At 72.1% G+C, this 15371-nt stretch carries 11 protein-coding genes; 4 read left to right on the forward strand and 7 right to left on the reverse strand.

Annotation, left to right across the window (positions count from 1 at the left end; genetic code table 11):
• Window positions 1-40: 40 nt before the first annotated feature.
• The 7 genes from murD to rsmH are packed head-to-tail and all read right to left on the reverse strand — an operon-like array spanning window position 41 to window position 9257.
• Window positions 41-1474 carry a UDP-N-acetylmuramoyl-L-alanine--D-glutamate ligase gene (murD, locus tag AB0D53_RS11915; protein WP_362443747.1) on the reverse strand — a complete coding sequence of 478 codons (1434 nt, stop codon included), beginning with the start codon at window positions 1472-1474 and terminating at the stop codon, window positions 41-43.
• A complete protein-coding gene (mraY, locus tag AB0D53_RS11920; RefSeq protein ID WP_093894950.1) occupies window positions 1456-2526 on the reverse strand; it encodes a phospho-N-acetylmuramoyl-pentapeptide-transferase in 1071 nt (356 codons plus the stop codon). The genes murD and mraY overlap by 19 nt, the downstream gene beginning before the upstream one ends.
• Window positions 2523-3929 (reverse strand): UDP-N-acetylmuramoyl-tripeptide--D-alanyl-D-alanine ligase, encoded by a 1407-nt coding sequence (murF, locus tag AB0D53_RS11925; protein WP_362443751.1) that lies wholly within the window; start codon window positions 3927-3929, stop codon window positions 2523-2525. The genes mraY and murF overlap by 4 nt, the downstream gene beginning before the upstream one ends.
• 4 nt (window positions 3930-3933) lie before the next feature.
• A complete protein-coding gene (locus tag AB0D53_RS11930; RefSeq protein ID WP_362443754.1) occupies window positions 3934-5661 on the reverse strand; it encodes a UDP-N-acetylmuramoyl-L-alanyl-D-glutamate--2,6-diaminopimelate ligase in 1728 nt (575 codons plus the stop codon).
• 18 nt (window positions 5662-5679) lie between these two features.
• Entirely contained in the window at window positions 5680-7662 is a 1983-nt protein-coding gene (locus AB0D53_RS11935; RefSeq protein WP_362443757.1) for a penicillin-binding transpeptidase domain-containing protein, read from the reverse strand.
• 4 nt (window positions 7663-7666) lie between these two features.
• On the reverse strand, window positions 7667-8242 hold the full coding sequence (locus tag AB0D53_RS11940; RefSeq protein ID WP_362443760.1) for a septum formation initiator: 576 nt from the start codon (window positions 8240-8242) through the stop codon (window positions 7667-7669).
• Between the two features lie 49 nt (window positions 8243-8291).
• Window positions 8292-9257 carry a 16S rRNA (cytosine(1402)-N(4))-methyltransferase RsmH gene (gene rsmH, locus AB0D53_RS11945; protein ID WP_189540817.1) on the reverse strand — a complete coding sequence of 322 codons (966 nt, stop codon included), beginning with the start codon at window positions 9255-9257 and terminating at the stop codon, window positions 8292-8294.
• A 380-nt stretch (window positions 9258-9637) separates the two neighbouring features.
• Here rsmH and AB0D53_RS11950 point away from each other — a divergent pair, with 380 nt between their 5' ends.
• From AB0D53_RS11950 to AB0D53_RS11965, 4 genes are all read left to right on the forward strand, one after another.
• A complete protein-coding gene (locus AB0D53_RS11950) occupies window positions 9638-10189 on the forward strand; it encodes a carbonic anhydrase (protein ID WP_362443764.1) in 552 nt (183 codons plus the stop codon).
• A gap of 244 nt (window positions 10190-10433) precedes the next feature.
• Window positions 10434-11483 carry a MoxR family ATPase gene (locus tag AB0D53_RS11955; RefSeq protein ID WP_362443767.1) on the forward strand — a complete coding sequence of 350 codons (1050 nt, stop codon included), beginning with the start codon at window positions 10434-10436 and terminating at the stop codon, window positions 11481-11483.
• Window positions 11483-12874, forward strand: coding sequence for a DUF58 domain-containing protein (locus AB0D53_RS11960; RefSeq protein WP_362443770.1), 1392 nt, complete (start codon window positions 11483-11485; stop codon window positions 12872-12874). The genes AB0D53_RS11955 and AB0D53_RS11960 overlap by 1 nt, the downstream gene beginning before the upstream one ends.
• Window positions 12871-15360, forward strand: a complete 2490-nt coding sequence (locus AB0D53_RS11965; RefSeq protein WP_362443773.1) for a DUF3488 and transglutaminase-like domain-containing protein — start codon at window positions 12871-12873, stop codon at window positions 15358-15360. Before AB0D53_RS11960 ends, AB0D53_RS11965 begins: the two co-directional genes overlap by 4 nt.
• Window positions 15361-15371 lie beyond the last annotated feature (11 nt).

A 15371-nucleotide genomic window follows, 5' to 3' on the forward strand; every position in this document is an offset into this window, starting at 1 on the left:
CGCTGTCCCCTCCACTGCTCGTGCGCGGAGGCCGGGCCCGTCAGGCGCTCTCGGCAGCGAGCTCGCGGACCGCGTCCGCGAACGCCTCGCCCCGCTTGTTGTAATTGACGAACATGTCCATCGAGGCGCAGGCCGGGGCCATCAGTACGGTGTCTCCCGGCCGGGCGAGCCGTGCCGCCTCGCGGACCGCCTCGGACATCGCCCCAGTGTCGGTCCGGCCGAGGTCGACCACCGGGACCTCGGGGGCGTGTCGCGCGAGGGCTTCGCGGATCAGCTCCCGGTCCCGGCCGATCAGTACGACGCCCCGCAGCCTACCCGCGGCCCCGGTCACCAACTCGTCGAACGTGGCGCCCTTGGCGAGGCCGCCGGCGATCCAGACGATCGGGTCGTAGGCCGCCAGGGATGCCTCGGCGGCATGGGTGTTGGTGGCCTTGGAGTCGTCGACGTACGCGACCCCTGCGATGTCCGCGACGTGCTCGATGCGGTGCGGGTCGGGGCGGAAGGCCCGCAGTCCGTCGCGTACGGCCGCGGGCTCGACACCGAAGGCGCGGGCCAGGGCCGCCGCCGCGAGGGCGTTGGCGATGTTGTGCGGGGCCGGCGGGTCGACGTCCTTGACCTCGGCGAGCTCCTGGGCCTGCTTCTGCCGGTTCGCCACGAAGGCGCGGTCGACGAGGATGCCGTCGACGACACCCAGTTGGGACGGGCCCGGGGTGTTCAGGGTGAAGCCGATGGCCCGGCAGCCCTCCTCGACGTCGGCCTCGCGGACCAGGTCCTCGGTCGCCGGGTCGGCCGCGTTGTAGACGCAGGCGACCTGGTTCCCCTCGTAGATCCGGCCCTTGTCCGCGACGTACGCCGCCATGGAGCCGTGCCAGTCGAGGTGGTCCGGGGCCAGGTTGAGGACGGCGGCGGAGTGGGCGCGCAGCGAGGGTGCCCAGTGCAGCTGGTAGCTGGACAGCTCGACGGCGAGGACGTCGTACTCCTCGTCGCCGAGGACGGCGTCCAGGAGGGAGACGCCGATGTTGCCGACGGCCGCGGTGCGCAGCCCGGCCGCCTGGAGGATCGAGGCGAGCATCCGTACGGTCGTGGTCTTGCCGTTGGTACCGGTGACCGCGAGCCAGGGTGCCGCACCGGGGCCCCGCAGCCGCCAGGCGAGTTCGACGTCGCCCCAGACGGGGACGCCCGCCTCGGCGGCTGCGGTGAAGAGCGGCTTGTCGGGCTTCCAGCCCGGGGTGGTGACGATGAGCTCGGTGGACTGGGGCAGGGTCGCCCCGTCGCCGAGGCGCACGGTGATCCCCTGCGCCTCCAGCTCCGCGGCCTGCGCACGGGAACGCTCGTCGTCCCCGTCGTTGACCACCGTGACGACGGCCCCGAGGCCGCGCAGCACCTTGGCCGCGGGGATTCCGGAGACCCCGAGTCCCGCGACGGTGACGTGCTTGCCCTGCCAGTCCTGGTTGCTCACTTCTCGGCTGCCCATCCCGCGTAGAAGAGTCCGAGTCCGACGATCACGCACATGCCCTGGATGATCCAGAAGCGGACCACGACAAGGACTTCGGACCACCCCTTGAGTTCGAAGTGGTGCTGGAGCGGCGCCATCCGGAAGACCCGCTTGCCGGTCATCTTGAAGGAACCGACCTGGATGACCACGGACATGGTGATCATCACGAAGAGACCGCCGAGGATGGCCATCAGGAACTCGGTGCGGGAGCAGATCGCCAGACCGGCGAGGGCTCCGCCGAGCGCCAGCGAACCGGTGTCGCCCATGAAGATCTTGGCGGGCGAGGTGTTCCACCACAGGAAGCCGAAGCAGGCACCCATCAGCGCGGAGGCGACGACCGCGAGGTCGAGCGGATCGCGTACCTGGAAACAGGCGTTGGGGTTGGTCAGGGTGTCCGCGTTGACGCAGGACTCCTGGAACTGCCACAGCCCGATGAAGGTGTACGCGCCGAAGACCATCACCGACGCGCCGGTGGCCAGACCGTCCAGACCGTCCGTCAGGTTCACGCCGTTGGACATGGCCAGGATCATGAACAGCGCCCAGACGACGAACAGCACCGGGCCGATCGACCAGCCGAAGTCCGCGACGAACGACAGCCTGTCGGAGGCCGGGGTGTTGCCCTGCTTGTCCGCGAACTGGAGCGAGAGCACCGCGAAGGCGATACCCACGATCAGCTGGCCGGCCATCTTCGCCTTGGCCCGCAGACCCAGCGAACGCTGCTTGACGATCTTGATGTAGTCGTCGAGGAAGCCCACGAGGCCCATGCCGGCCATCAGGAAGAGCACCAGCACGCCGGAGAATCGCATCTCCTCGCCGGTGATCAGCTTCGCCGCGAGGTACGCGATGATCGTCGCCAGGATGAAGGCAATGCCGCCCATGGTGGGCGTGCCCTTCTTGGACCCGTGGGTGCGCGGGCCGTCGTCCCGGATGAACTGCCCGTATCCCTTGCGGGCCAGCAGCTTGATCAGCAGCGGAGTCCCGACCAGGGTCAGGAAGAGCCCGATGGCCCCCGCGAAGAGGATCTGCCTCATCGGCCGGTGACCTCGCCCTCGGACGCGTTCTCCAGCAGTGCCATGGCGACCTGCTCCAGGCCGACCGACCGGGACGCCTTCACCAGCACGACGTCTCCCGGGCGCAGTTCACTGCGCAGCAGGTCGACCGCGGCCTGTGCGTCGGACACGTGCACCGACTCCTCACCCCACGAACCCTCGTTGTATGCGCCCAGTTGCAGCCAGGAGGCCTCTCTGCCCCCGACCGCGACGAGCTTGCTGACGTTGAGCCGGACGGCGAGCCGTCCGACCGCGTCGTGCTCGGCGAGCGAGGCGTCGCCGAGCTCGGCCATCTGGCCGAGCACCGCCCACGTGCGACGGCCCTTCCCCATGGCGACCAGCGCGCGCAGCGCGGCTTTCATGGATTCGGGGTTCGCGTTGTAGGCGTCATTGACGAACGTCACGCCGTCCGGACGCTCGGTGACCTCCATGCGCCAGCGGGAGAGGGTGCCCGCCTCGGAGAGCCCTTCGGCGATCTCGTCTGCGGACAGGCCCAACTCATGGGCGACGGCGGCCGCGGCGAGCGCGTTCGACACGTGGTGCTCACCGTACAGGCGCATGGTCACGTCGCTGCACCCGGTGGGTGTGTGGAGCTGGAAAGCGGGGCGTCCGTCGTCGGTGAGACGGACCTTCTCGCCCCGTACGTCCGCTTCCGCGGCTTCCCCGAAGAGCAGCACCCGGGCCTTGGTGCGGGAGGACATGGCGCGTACGAGCGGGTCGTCGGCGTTGAGTACGGCTACGCCGTCCTCGGGCAGCGACTCGACCATCTCGCCCTTGGCCTGGGCGATCTGCTCCCGGCCGCCGAACTCGCCGATGTGGGCGGTGCCGACGTTGAGGACGAGGCCGACCCGGGGCGGGACGAGTCCGGTGAGGTAGCGGATGTCGCCGATGTAGCGTGCACCCATTTCGAGGACGAGGTGGCGGGTGTCCTCGGTGGCGCGCAGCGCGGTGAGGGGCAGGCCGATCTCGTTGTTGAGGTTGCCCGCCGGGTAGACGGTGGGCCCCTTGCGTTCGAGGAGCTGCGCGATGAGGTCCTTGGTGGAGGTCTTGCCCGCGGAGCCGGTGAGCGCGACGACGGTGGTGCCGAGGCGGCCCACGACGGTGCGGGCGAGCGCGCCGAGTGCGGCCACGACGTCGTCGGCGACGATCGCCGGGACACCGACGGGGCGGGTGGCCAGCACGGCTGCCGCGCCCGCCTCGACGGCGCGCTGCGCGTAGTCGTGGCCGTCGACCCGGTCGCCTGCGAAGGCGGCGAACAGACTGCCTTGCTCCACCTTTCGGGAGTCGATGACGACGGGCCCGCTGACGATTGCTGCCGGATCGGGTATGTCGTGCGATTGCCCGCCGACGATTTCGGCGATCTCGGCGAGGGAAAGGGCGATCACTTGGTCATCCCTGACTGTTGTTCTCGTGGGTGTGGGCGCGGTGGTCGGAGCTCTCGGTGGGCTCGTGCCCCGTGGAGCGCTCGATGGCCGCGCGCAGGACCACGCGGTCGTCGAAGGGGCGTACCACGCCGTGGATGTCCTGGCCCTGCTCGTGGCCCTTGCCGGCGATCAGCACCGTGTCACCGGGCTCGGCGCGGGCGACCGCGGCGGCGATGGCGGCGGCCCGGTCGGCGTCGACCAGGACGTCGCCCCGCTCGTCGACGGGCACCTCGGCGGCGCCCGCGAGCATTGCGGCGAGGATTTTGAGGGGGTCCTCGGAACGGGGGTTGTCGGAGGTCAGTACGGCGGTGTCGGCGAGGCGGGCCGCGGCGGCGCCCATCGGGCCGCGTTTGGTCGTGTCGCGGTCGCCGCCGCAGCCCAGGACGATGTGCAGCCTGCCCTTGGTGACCTTGCGCAGGGAGCGCAGCACGGACTCGACGGCGTCGGTCTTGTGCGCGTAGTCGACGACCGCGAGATACGGCTGTCCGGCGTCGACCCGCTCCAGCCGGCCGGGCACGCCCGGAACGGCCGCGACCCCTTCGGCCCCGGTCTGCGGGTCGATGCCCGCGACGGCGAGCGTGACGATCGCGGCGAGGGTGTTGGCGACGTTGAACGGGCCGGGCAGCGGGGCTCTGGCGGCGATCCGCTCGCCCTGGGGGCCGACGGCGGTGAACGTCGAGCCGAGCGGCCCGGTCTCGACGTTCTCGGCCCGCCAGTCGGCGTCCGGGTGGCCTTCGGCGGAGAAGGTGGTGACCGGGACGGACGCCTCGCCGATCAGCCTGCGGCCGTACTCGTCGTCGAAGTTGACGACGCCCCGCCTGCTGCGCCGCGGGGTGAAGAGCTGTGCCTTGGCCTGGAAGTAGTCCTCCATCCCGGAGTGGAACTCCATGTGTTCCGGGCTGAGGTTGTTGAAGACCGCGACGTCGAAGACGCAGCCGTCGACCCGGCCGAGCACCAGGGCGTGGCTGGAGACCTCCATGGTCACCGAGTCGACGCCGCGCTCGCGCATGACGGCGAACAGTGCCTGCAGGTCGGTGGCTTCGGGGGTGGTGCGCTCGGACTTGATGCGCTCGTCGCCGATCCGCATCTCCACGGTGCCGATGAGCCCGGTGGCGCGCCCGGCGCCGCGGAAGCCGCCCTCGATCAGGTAGGCGGTGGTGGTCTTTCCGGAGGTTCCGGTGATGCCGATCTGGAGCAGACCGGCGCCGGGCCGTCCGTAGATCTCGGCGGCGAGCTCACCCATCCGGCCGCGCGGGTCCTCGGTGACCAGCACCGGGAGTCCGGTGGCCGCGGCACGCTCGGCGCCCGGCGGGTCGGTGAGGATCGCCGCCGCGCCGAGACCGGCCGCCTGGGCCGCGAAGTCGGCGCCGTGGAGGCGGGCTCCCGGCAGGGCCGCGTAGAGGTCGCCGGGGCGTACCGCCCGGGAGTCGTGGGTGATGCCGGTGACCTCTCCGGTTCCCGGCGGCTCGACTCCCAGCCGGGCCGCCAGTTCGCCGAGCGAAGTCGGTCCGATCCGGTCCGGGCGGGGCGCTCCCGGGTAGTTCACAGGGGCGGCCTTCTGGGTGGTTTGGAACTGATCAGCGTGGGGCACGGCGGTGAGCGTACCGGGCGCACCCGGCCTCTCGCGAAGTGAGGGGCCGGGGTTCCGGTGGTTCCCGTTCCGGTTCCCGGGATCGGGCGTGATGGTTGTCACTGGATGGTTTCCCCGAGTTCACTCGCCGGGATCGAAGGACACCGGCAGCCGGGCTGGCCTGCTGCCGGACGGTGGGGTCTGGAGGGTCTTGAGCGCGAACTCCATGACCTGCTTGTAGATCGGCCCGCAGATCTGGCCGCCGAAATAGCTGCCCTTGGTCGGGTTCTGGATCGCGCAGTAGACGGTGATCTGCGGGTTGTCGGCGGGTGCGAAGCCCGCGAAGGACGCGGTGTAGCCGTGGTAGCCGCCGCGCACCGGGTCGACCCGGTTGGCCGTACCGGTCTTGCCCGCCACCCGGTAACCCGGGATCTTGGCCTTCGTTCCGGTGCCCTCCTCGTCGCCGACCACCGACTCCAGCATGGCGGCGAGCGACCTCGCGGTCTTCGCGCTGACCACTCTGGTCCGCTCGGGTGGATCGGCGGCCGTGAAGTGGCCGTCGGCGCCCTTGGTGCCGCGTACCAGCGTGGGCGCGACACGGACCCCGCCGTTGGCGATCGTCGAGTAGATGGAGGCGGCCTGCATGGCGTTGAGCGAGAGGCCCTGGCCGAACGGGATCGTGTACTGCTGCGAGGTCGACCAGTCCTGGGGCTTGGCCAGGATGCCGGGGGTCTCGCCGGGATAGTCGAGCCCGGTCGGCGAGCCGATCCCGAACTTGCGCAGGTAGGAGTAGAGGACCTTGTTGGCCTCGGCCTGGGTCCTGCCCAGTTCGCCGGTGGCCAGGATGGTGCCGATGTTGCTGGACTTGGCGAGTACGCCGTTGAGCGTGAGGTACCAGGTGGCGTGGTCGATGTCGTCCTTGAAGAGCCGGTCGCCCCGGTGCAGCCGGTTGGGGACGGTGACATGGGTGCCCGGGGTGGCGGCCCCCTCCTCCAGCACGGCGGCCATCGACATCACCTTGCTGGTGGAGCCGGGCTCGTAGACGTCCTGGAGGGCCGCGTTGCCCAGCGACGCCGCGTCGGCCCGCGAGAGGTCGTTGGGGTCGAAGCCGGGCGCGTTGGCCATGGCGAGGACCTCGCCGGTCCGGGTGTTCTGGACGACGACGTAGCCGCGGTCTGCCCTGGACTTCTTCACCTGGTCGGTGATGGCCTGCTGGGCGGCCCACTGGATGTCGCGGTCGATGGTCAGCTCGATGTCGGCCCCGGGGACGGCCGGGACCTCCTTGGTGCCCGCGGTGGGCACCCGCCGGCCGCCCGCCTGGGCGTAGCTGATCTTGCCGTCCTCGCCCGCGAGCTCCTTGTCCAGCTGCGATTCGAGGCCGCCCGCGCCCTTGCCGTCGGCGTTGACGTAACCCAGTATCCCGGCGGCGAGACCCCCGTTGGGGTAGACCCGTCTGGTGGTCGTCTCCTGGAAGATCCCGGCGAGGACATTGGCTCCTTCACCGCCGCTCGCCCGGGCCTTGCCCGCCTTCTCGGCGAAGACGGACTTGAGGTCCTTGATCTGGTTCCAGACCTGCGGGGTCTGGCGGCGGGCCAGGACGACGTAGCGGCCCTTCCCGGACAGCTTCCGGGTCAGCTCGGTGGCGTCGGTCCCGAGGATCGGGGCGAGGAGCGCCGCCGCCTGCTGGGGCGCGTCGGGGGCCTTGCTGAACTCGGGCGTGAACATCGAGGGGTCGGCGGTGATGTTGTACGCGTCGACGCTGGTGGCCAGGGCGATCCCGCTGCGGTCGGTGATCTCGCCCCGCTCGGCGGAGATCGTGTAACTGAGGTAGCGGTTCACCTTGGCCTTGGCCGCGTACGCGCTGGCGTCGACGGCCTGGACCTGGAGCAGCCGGATGACGAACGCCAGCATGACGAGGGTCAGGGCGAGGCTGACCAGGCGGAGCCGGGGGCGCGGGTTGCCGAGCCGCAGCGTGCGCGTGGACCGGCCGCGGGGCGGGTGGGGGCGCCGTGCCGGGGAGGACGGGCGGCGGGCGGCGGGCCGCGGGCGCCCCTGCCCGCCTGCGCCGCTGCGCGGGCGGGCGGGGCCGGGGACCCGGCGGCGCGGTGGATCCTTGGGCGGCACTGCGTCACCTGCCGGGGCTCGTCGGGGGCTGGTCTGCCGGGGTACGCGGCCCGGCGGGCGGGGTAGCGGAGGTACTGGGCGACGCGGCGGTGCCCGGGGAGCCGGCCGACGGCGACGGGGAGGACGAGGCCGGGACGGTGGCGGGCGGCGCGGTCGCGCGGGGCGCCGCCGGCGCGCTGTTCTTCGCCGGAGGCGGGGCGGGCACGGGCTCGGCGGTGGTCTCGGCGGGTACGCCGCGGACCGTGCCGTCCGGATTCAGGAAGGCGGGGCTGCCGCCGGGCACCATGCCCAGCTCGCGGGCGCGCCGCTCCAGGGCGTCCGGCTTGGAGTAGTTGTCGACGTCGCGCTGGAGGGCCTGCTGCTCGTCGGTGAGCCCGGTGGTCCGCTTCTTCAGCTCGCTCAGCCTGAACGACCCTTCGTTGAGGGCCGAGTTGAGCACCAGGAGCGTGATCAGGCCGCCGCCGAGCAGCACCACGACCAGCAGGACGAAGGGGGTGCGGGCCGCGTTGCTGGGCCCGGCCGGCAGCAGCCGGGCGAGCCGCGCGGCGCGCCCTTTCAACTGCCCGGCCGGTCCGCTCACCGCGGCGCCCCGTGCGCCGCCGGCTTCCGGTTCCCCGGACGCCGGACGCTCATCGCTCCTCCTCGCGGATCCGCTGGGCGCCGCGCAGCCGGGCGGGGGCGGCGCGCCGGTTCTCGGCGACCTCCTCCTCGGTGGGCAGTTCCGCGCCGCGGGTCAGCAGCTTCAGCCGGGGCTGGTAGCGCTCGGGGACGACCGGCAGTCCGGGCGGCGCCGTGGTGGCGGCGCCCGCCGCGAACACCTGCTTGACCAGCCGGTCCTCCAGCGAGTGGTACGACAGGACGGCGATGCGGCCACCGACCGCGAGGCTCTGCACGGCAGCCGGAATGGCCCGCTCCAGGACGGTGAGCTCGCCGTTGACCTCGATGCGCAGCGCCTGGAAGGTCCGCTTGGCGGGGTTGCCGCCGGTGCGCTTGGCGGCCTGGGGCAGCGAGTCGCGGATCAGCTCGACGAGCCGGGCACTGTTGCTGAACGGCTCCTTCTCGCGCTCGCGCACGATCGCCGAGACGATCCGCTTGGCCTGCTTCTCCTCGCCGTACGCCCGCAGGATCCGGACCAGCTCGCCCGGCGGATAGGTGTTGAGCACCTCGGCCGCGCCGATGCCGGTCGTCTGGTCCATCCGCATGTCGAGCGGGGCGTCCTGGGCGTACGCGAATCCACGGTCGGCCTCGTCCAGCTGCATGGAGGAGACGCCGAGGTCGAACAGGACGCCCTGGACCTTCGGGATGCCGAGCCTGTCGAGCACCTCGGGCAGTTCGTCGTAGACCGCGTGCACCAGGGTGGCCCGGTCGCCGTACGGGGCGAGCCGCTCGCCGGAGAGCCGCAGCGCCTCCTTGTCCCGGTCCAGCCCGATCAGCCGTACGGAGGGGAAGGCGGAGAGCAGAGCCTCGCTGTGCCCGCCGAGGCCGAGGGTGCAGTCGACGACCACGGGCGCCTGCGGGCCCGGCGCCTCCAGAGCCGGGGCCAACAGGTCCAGGCACCGCTGGAGCATCACCGGGACGTGTCGGGTCTGGCTCATGTGCCCTCTCAGGCTCAGGTCCCGTGTGGCCGCACGTACGGCCTGGTCCCCGCCCGCTCAGAAGGGGAGGTCGGCAGGCGCCGGGGAAGGAACGCCGCCGGCCGGCGAGCGGGAGAGGGCCGGGCCCGTACGTACGCCGCGCACACAGGGGAAATCTACGGAATGTGCAGGGTGTCGGTAACTTCCCGTCACTTTAGTCCACCCTGCCATTCGATCGATTCCCGATCAATCAACCCGGCTGCGCGTCGCCGGGCCCCGCTGTTCACCCGCCCGGACGCACGGTGTGAGGCTTGTGGGTTACCTCACAACAAGTCTCGTTGACGTTCTTTGTGCCTTCTCGCAGCACGACCGGCACGGGTGCGGAGGCTAACGTCATAGCCATGTCGACTTCCGCGCAATCCCCCGCCGGGCCTGCCTCCCCCGCCCCCTCCGGAGACACGGTCACCGACCGTCTCGTCGAGGCGAACGTCCGGTACGCCGCCGAATTCGAAGACCCGGGCATGGACGCCAAGCCGGTGCTGCGCGTCGCCGTGGTCGCCTGCATGGACGCCCGGCTCGACCTGCACGACGCGCTCGGCCTGGCGCTCGGCGACTGCCACACCATCCGCAACGCGGGCGGCGTGGTCACCGACGATGTGATCCGTTCGCTGACCATCAGCCAGCGGGCCCTCGGCACGCGCAGCGTCATACTCATCCATCACACCAACTGCGGTCTGGAATCGATCACCGAGGAATTCCGCCAGGAGCTGGAGGCGGAGGTCGGCCAGCGTCCGGTCTGGGCCGTGGAGGCGTACAAGGACGCCGACCAGGACGTACGCCAGTCGATGCAGCGCGTGCGTACCTCGCCGTTCCTGCTGCACACGGACGACGTCCGCGGCTTCGTCTTCGATGTGACCACCGGCCTGCTGCGGGAGATCCTCCCCGCCTCCTGACCGGCCGGACAGCGCCCTCCCGGAACCGAAAACCCCACCGAAACCGGCATATCGCCCCCACTTGTCCACAGGCGAGTGACACGAAGCGGTAACGGCAACAAGAATGCCCGTGTGACATCCCCCCGGACGTGTCCGGGAGGGGTGTCCATGTTTCGGGGTGGGCCGGACCGCTGTGTGCGCGCCGGCCCGTGAATGGGGTATCCCCTGCTCCTGGTGAGCGTGGGGCAGGGCCGAGGAGGGCCGGGTGACGACCTATGACGATCGAGCGAGCCTCACAGATCTGACCACGACTGCGGAGCGGGTGCGCAGGTCGGTGGAGAGTGTGATCGAGGGCAAGCCCGAGGTCGTACGGCTTTCGCTGACCGTGCTGCTGGCGGAGGGGCATCTCCTCATCGAGGACGTCCCCGGGGTCGGCAAGACGATGCTGGCCAAGGCGCTGGCGCGGTCCATCGACTGCTCGGTACGGCGCATTCAGTTCACGCCGGACCTGCTGCCCTCGGACATCACCGGTGTGTCCGTCTTCGACCAGCAGCGGCGCGACTTCGAGTTCAAACCGGGCGCGATCTTCGCCCAGATCGTGATCGGCGACGAGATCAACCGCGCCTCGCCGAAGACCCAGTCGGCGCTGCTGGAGTCCATGGAGGAGCGCCAGGTCACCATCGACGGACACAGCTACGAGCTGCCCGACCCGTTCATGGTGGTGGCCACCCAGAACCCGGTGGAGATGGAGGGCACCTATCCGCTGCCGGAGGCCCAGCGCGACCGGTTCATGGCGCGGGTGTCGATCGGCTATCCGACCGCGGAGGCCGAGCTGCAGATGCTCGATGTGCACGGCGGCCTCTCGCCGCTCGACGACCTTCAGCCGGTGGCGCACGCCCACGAGATCGTGAAGCTGATCGACGCGGTGCGGACGGTCCATGTGGCCGACGCCGTGCGGCGGTACGCGGTGGAGCTCGTCGGGGCCACCCGCGGCCATCCCGATCTCCGGCTCGGCGCATCGCCCCGGGCCACCCTTCATCTGCTGCGCGCGGCGAAGGCCTCCGCCGCGCTGAGCGGCCGGGACTACTGCCTGCCGGACGATGTGCAGGCACTGGCGGCCCCGGTGCTCGCGCACCGGCTGCTGCCGACGGCCCAGGCCCAGCTGAACCGTCGTACCGCCGAGCAGGTCGTGCTGGAGATCCTCCAGCAGACGCCGGTCCCGACCGCGAGCGGCGGCGTCACCCAGGTGCAGCCGCAGCACCGGCCGGGCCGTCCGGCGTACGGCCGGCAGCAGCCCGGCGCACGGCGGGTGTGATGACGGCCGGGGGGCCGGCCGCGATGGACGACGGCGATGAGAAGGGCGGTCTGCGGGCCGCTCTGAGCGGGCTGACCACCCGTGGGCGTTCCTTTCTGGCGGCCGGGATCGCCGCGGCGGTCTGCGCCTATGTGCTCGGCCAGGCGGATCTGCTGCGGGTCGGGCTGCTGCTCGCCGCGCTGCCGCTGGTCTGTGTGGTGGTGCTCGTCCGCACCCGCTACCGGGTCGCGGGCACCCGGCGGCTCGCGCCGTCCCGGGTACCGGCCGGCACCGAGGCGCGGGTCCATCTGCGGATGGAGAACGTGTCGCGGATGCCCACCGGGCTGCTGATGCTCCAGGACCGGGTGCCCTATGTGCTCGGGCCGCGGCCCCGGTTCGTGCTGGACCGGGTGGAGGCGGGCGGCCGCCGCGAGGTGTCCTACCGGGTGCGGTCGGATCTGCGCGGGCGCTATCCGCTCGGGCCGTTGCAACTGCGTCTGAGCGATCCGTTCGGGATGTGCGAGCTGACGCGTTCGTTCAACGCGTACGACACCCTCGTGGTCATTCCGCGGACCGAGCCGCTGCCGCCGGTGCGGCTGGCCGGCGAGGCCTCGGGGTACGGAGAGGGACGGCAGCGTTCGCTGGCGCTGGCCGGTGACGACGACGTGATCCCGCGCGGCTACCGGCACGGCGACGACCTGCGCCGGGTCCACTGGCGCTCGACCGCGCGTTACGGCGAGCTGATGGTGCGCCGCGAGGAACAGCCGCAGCGGGCCAGGTGCACGGTGCTGCTGGACACCCGGCGGACCGCCTACCAGGGGACGGGGCCCGACTCCGCCTTCGAGTGGGCGGTGTCCGGGGCCGCGTCCGCGCTGACGCACATGCTGGAGCGGGGTTTCGCCGTCCGGCTGCTGACCGACGACGGGAACGCGGTCCCCGGCGAGGGCGCGGGCGGTTTCGCCGGTTCGACGCAGGAGTCCGCCGAGTCCGCGGGTCTGATGCTGGACACCCTGGCGGTGGTCGACCACTCCGACGGCGGCGGTCTGTCGCGCGCGTACGACGTGCTGCGCGGGGGCAACGAAGGGCTGCTGATCGCCTTCTTCGGTGATCTGGACGAGGAGCAGGCGGCGGTGGCGGCGCGGATGCGGCAGCGCAGCGGCGGCGCCGTCGCCTTCGTGCTGGACAGCGCGGACTGGCTGCAGGGCGATGTGCCGCGCGCGGGGGCGCGGGAGGCTTCCGAGCGGCGGCTGCGGCTGCTGCGGGAATCGGGCTGGACGGCTGTGGCGGTGACGCCCGGGACCGGTCTCGCCCGCTACTGGCAGCAGGCGGGGCACCAGGACGTGGCGGCGCAGTCCGCCGCCGTCGGCGGCGCCGCGGACGGCACGACAGGTTTCTCCGGGGGATGGTCATGAGCGGTCGTGGTCGGCTGGCGCTGTGCGCCTTTGCGGCGACGCTGATGGCGGCGGCCTCGATGCTGCCGCTGGTGGAGCCGGCCGGATGGATCCTTCAGGCGGCGTTCCTGCTGGCGGTCCAGAGCGGGACGGGGGCGCTCGTGCGCCGGGCGCCCGTGCCCCGTCCGCTGACAGTCGCGGCGCAGGCGCTGGTCACGCTGGTCCTGTTGACGGTGGTCTTCGCCAGACAGCAGGCGATGGCCGGTCTGCTGCCGGGCCCGGAGGCCGTCCAGCGGCTCGCGCATCTGCTGACGTCGGGTGCCGAGGACGTCGGAAGGTATGCCGCTCCGGCTCCCGTGACGGACGGCATCCGGCTGATACTGATCGGCGGTGTGCTGCTGATCGGGCTGGCGGTGGACGCCCTCGCGGTGACGTTCCGCAGCGCGGCCCCGGCCGGTCTGCCTCTCCTCGCGCTCTACTCGGTGGCCGCGGGGCTGTCCGAGGGCGGGGCGGACTGGCTCTGGTTCCTGCTGGCGGCCGGTGGCTACCTGCTGCTTCTGCTGGCCGAGGGCCGGGACCGGCTCTCCCAGTGGGGCCGGGTCTTCAGCGGCGCGGCCGCCAGGTCCCCGGGGGGCCCGGCGGTCGGTGCGGCGCTTGCGGGCGGCCGGCCGACGGCCCCGGTCCGCACCGGGCGCCGCATCGGCGCACTGGCGCTGGGCGTCTCGCTGGTCGTACCGGCGGCGCTGCCGGGACTCGGCGGCGGTCTGCTGACGGGTACGGGAGGCGGCGGGAACGGCAAGGGGGGCGGCGGCACCATCTCCGCGGTGAACCCGCTGGTCTCGCTGCAGGACAACCTGAACCAGCCGGAGAACCGGCAGGTGATGTCCTACCGCACCAATTCCGGCGCCCCGCAGGACTTCTATCTGCGGATTCTGGCCCTGGACCAGTTCAACGGGAGCGAGTGGCGCCCCTCCACGCGCCGTCTGAGGGACGTGCCGAAGCGGCTCCCCGATCCGGCGGGCCTCGGCCCGGACGTGGCGGTGACGGAGGTCAGGACGAACATCTCCGCCTCCGGCTCCTACCAGCAGACCTATCTGCCGCTCCCCTACCCGGCGACCGAGGTCAGGATCAACGGCCGCTGGCGGTACGAGCCGGAGGGGCGGACGCTCGTCGGTGACCGCGGGGAGACGACCCGCGGGGCGCAGTACCAGGTCTCCAGTCTGGTGGTCGAGCCGACCGCCGAGCAGCTCTCCGCGGCGCCGCCGGCGCCGGCCGCCCTGCGGCACGAGTACACCCGTGTGCCCGCCTCCCTGCCGAAGGTGGTCCAGGAGACCGCGGACCGGGTGACCAAGGGTGCCGCCAACGACTACGAGCGCGCGGTGAAGCTGCAGGACTACTTCGCCTCGGACGGCGGCTTCACCTACAACACCTCGGTGAACTCGGGCACCGGGAGCGCGGCGATCAGCCGGTTCCTCAAGGACAGGCAGGGCTTCTGCGTCCACTTCTCGTTCGCGATGGCGGCGATGGCACGGACGCTGGGCATTCCGGCCCGGGTCGCGGTGGGCTTCACCCCCGGCACCGGGCAGTCGGACGGTTCGGTCTCGGTGGGGCTGCGCGACGCGCATGCCTGGCCCGAGCTCTACTTCGAGGGCATCGGGTGGACCCGTTTCGAGCCGACTCCGACGCGGGGCAGTACCCCGTCGTACACCCAGCAGGCCGTTCCCACGGGTGACACGGACGTCCCGGCCCCGCCGGAGAAGGGCTCCTCGGCCGCTCCCTCGGCCGCGCCGTCCGTCCCCGACAGCTGCCCGGCACAGATGCGCAAGCAGGGCGAGTGCGGCAGCACTGCGGCGCCCGGGGCGACGGCTCCGACGGACTCCGGGACACCGACGGGCACGGTCGTCGGTCTGGCCCTGCTCGCCGTGGTGGTCCTCGCGCTGCCGTTGCTGCCGCTGTTCTGGCGGCTGCGGGCCCGCAGGCGCAGGCTGGATCTCTCCACCGGGCGTACGTCGCCCACCGGGCGGGACGCCGACGGCACCGGCCCGGGCCACGGCGCCGGACCGGGCCGCGTGCCGGTGCACGCGATGTCCGGCACGCTCGCGGCCTGGCAGGAGATCACCGATACGGCCTGGGACCACGGCATCGAGCCCGACGACTCCCGGACCCCGCGCAAGGCGGCGGACCGAGTGGTGCGGCTGGGTCAGCTGGGACCCGACGCGGCCGCCGCGGTGCACCGGGTCGCGGGCGCGGTGGAGCAGGTCCTCTACGCCCCCGAGCCGCGTCCGGGCACCGGACTGGCCGAGGATGTGGAGACGGTACGAGCCGGTCTGCGGGCGTCTGCCGACCGGCTCACCCGGATCCGGGCCGTCGTGGCACCGCGCTCGGCCGTTCGGGTGATCTGGGCGGCCTCGGACCGCTGGGCGGCGATCACCGGCGGCTGGACGGCGCTCCGGCGCCGGGTCCGCTGGACGGGCCTGCTGCGGAGGCCGTCGCGCCAGCAGGGGTGACCGCCCGGGGG

Origin of the sequence: Streptomyces sp. NPDC048295, from assembly GCF_040652135.1 — a bacterium.
GTDB lineage: Bacteria > Actinomycetota > Actinomycetes > Streptomycetales > Streptomycetaceae > Streptomyces.

Excerpts from the sequence above, each read along its gene's own strand:
- AB0D53_RS11965 (WP_362443773.1), top strand. The coding sequence starts at position 12,871 with ATGAGCGGTCGTGGTCGGCTGGCGCTGTGCGCCTTTGCGGCGACGCTG.
- mraY (WP_093894950.1), bottom strand. The coding sequence starts at position 2,526 with ATGAGGCAGATCCTCTTCGCGGGGGCCATCGGGCTCTTCCTGACCCTG.
- murD (WP_362443747.1), bottom strand. The coding sequence starts at position 1,474 with ATGGGCAGCCGAGAAGTGAGCAACCAGGACTGGCAGGGCAAGCACGTC.
- rsmH (WP_189540817.1), bottom strand. The coding sequence starts at position 9,257 with ATGAGCCAGACCCGACACGTCCCGGTGATGCTCCAGCGGTGCCTGGAC.
- AB0D53_RS11960 (WP_362443770.1), top strand. The coding sequence starts at position 11,483 with ATGACGGCCGGGGGGCCGGCCGCGATGGACGACGGCGATGAGAAGGGC.
- AB0D53_RS11950 (WP_362443764.1), top strand. The coding sequence starts at position 9,638 with ATGTCGACTTCCGCGCAATCCCCCGCCGGGCCTGCCTCCCCCGCCCCC.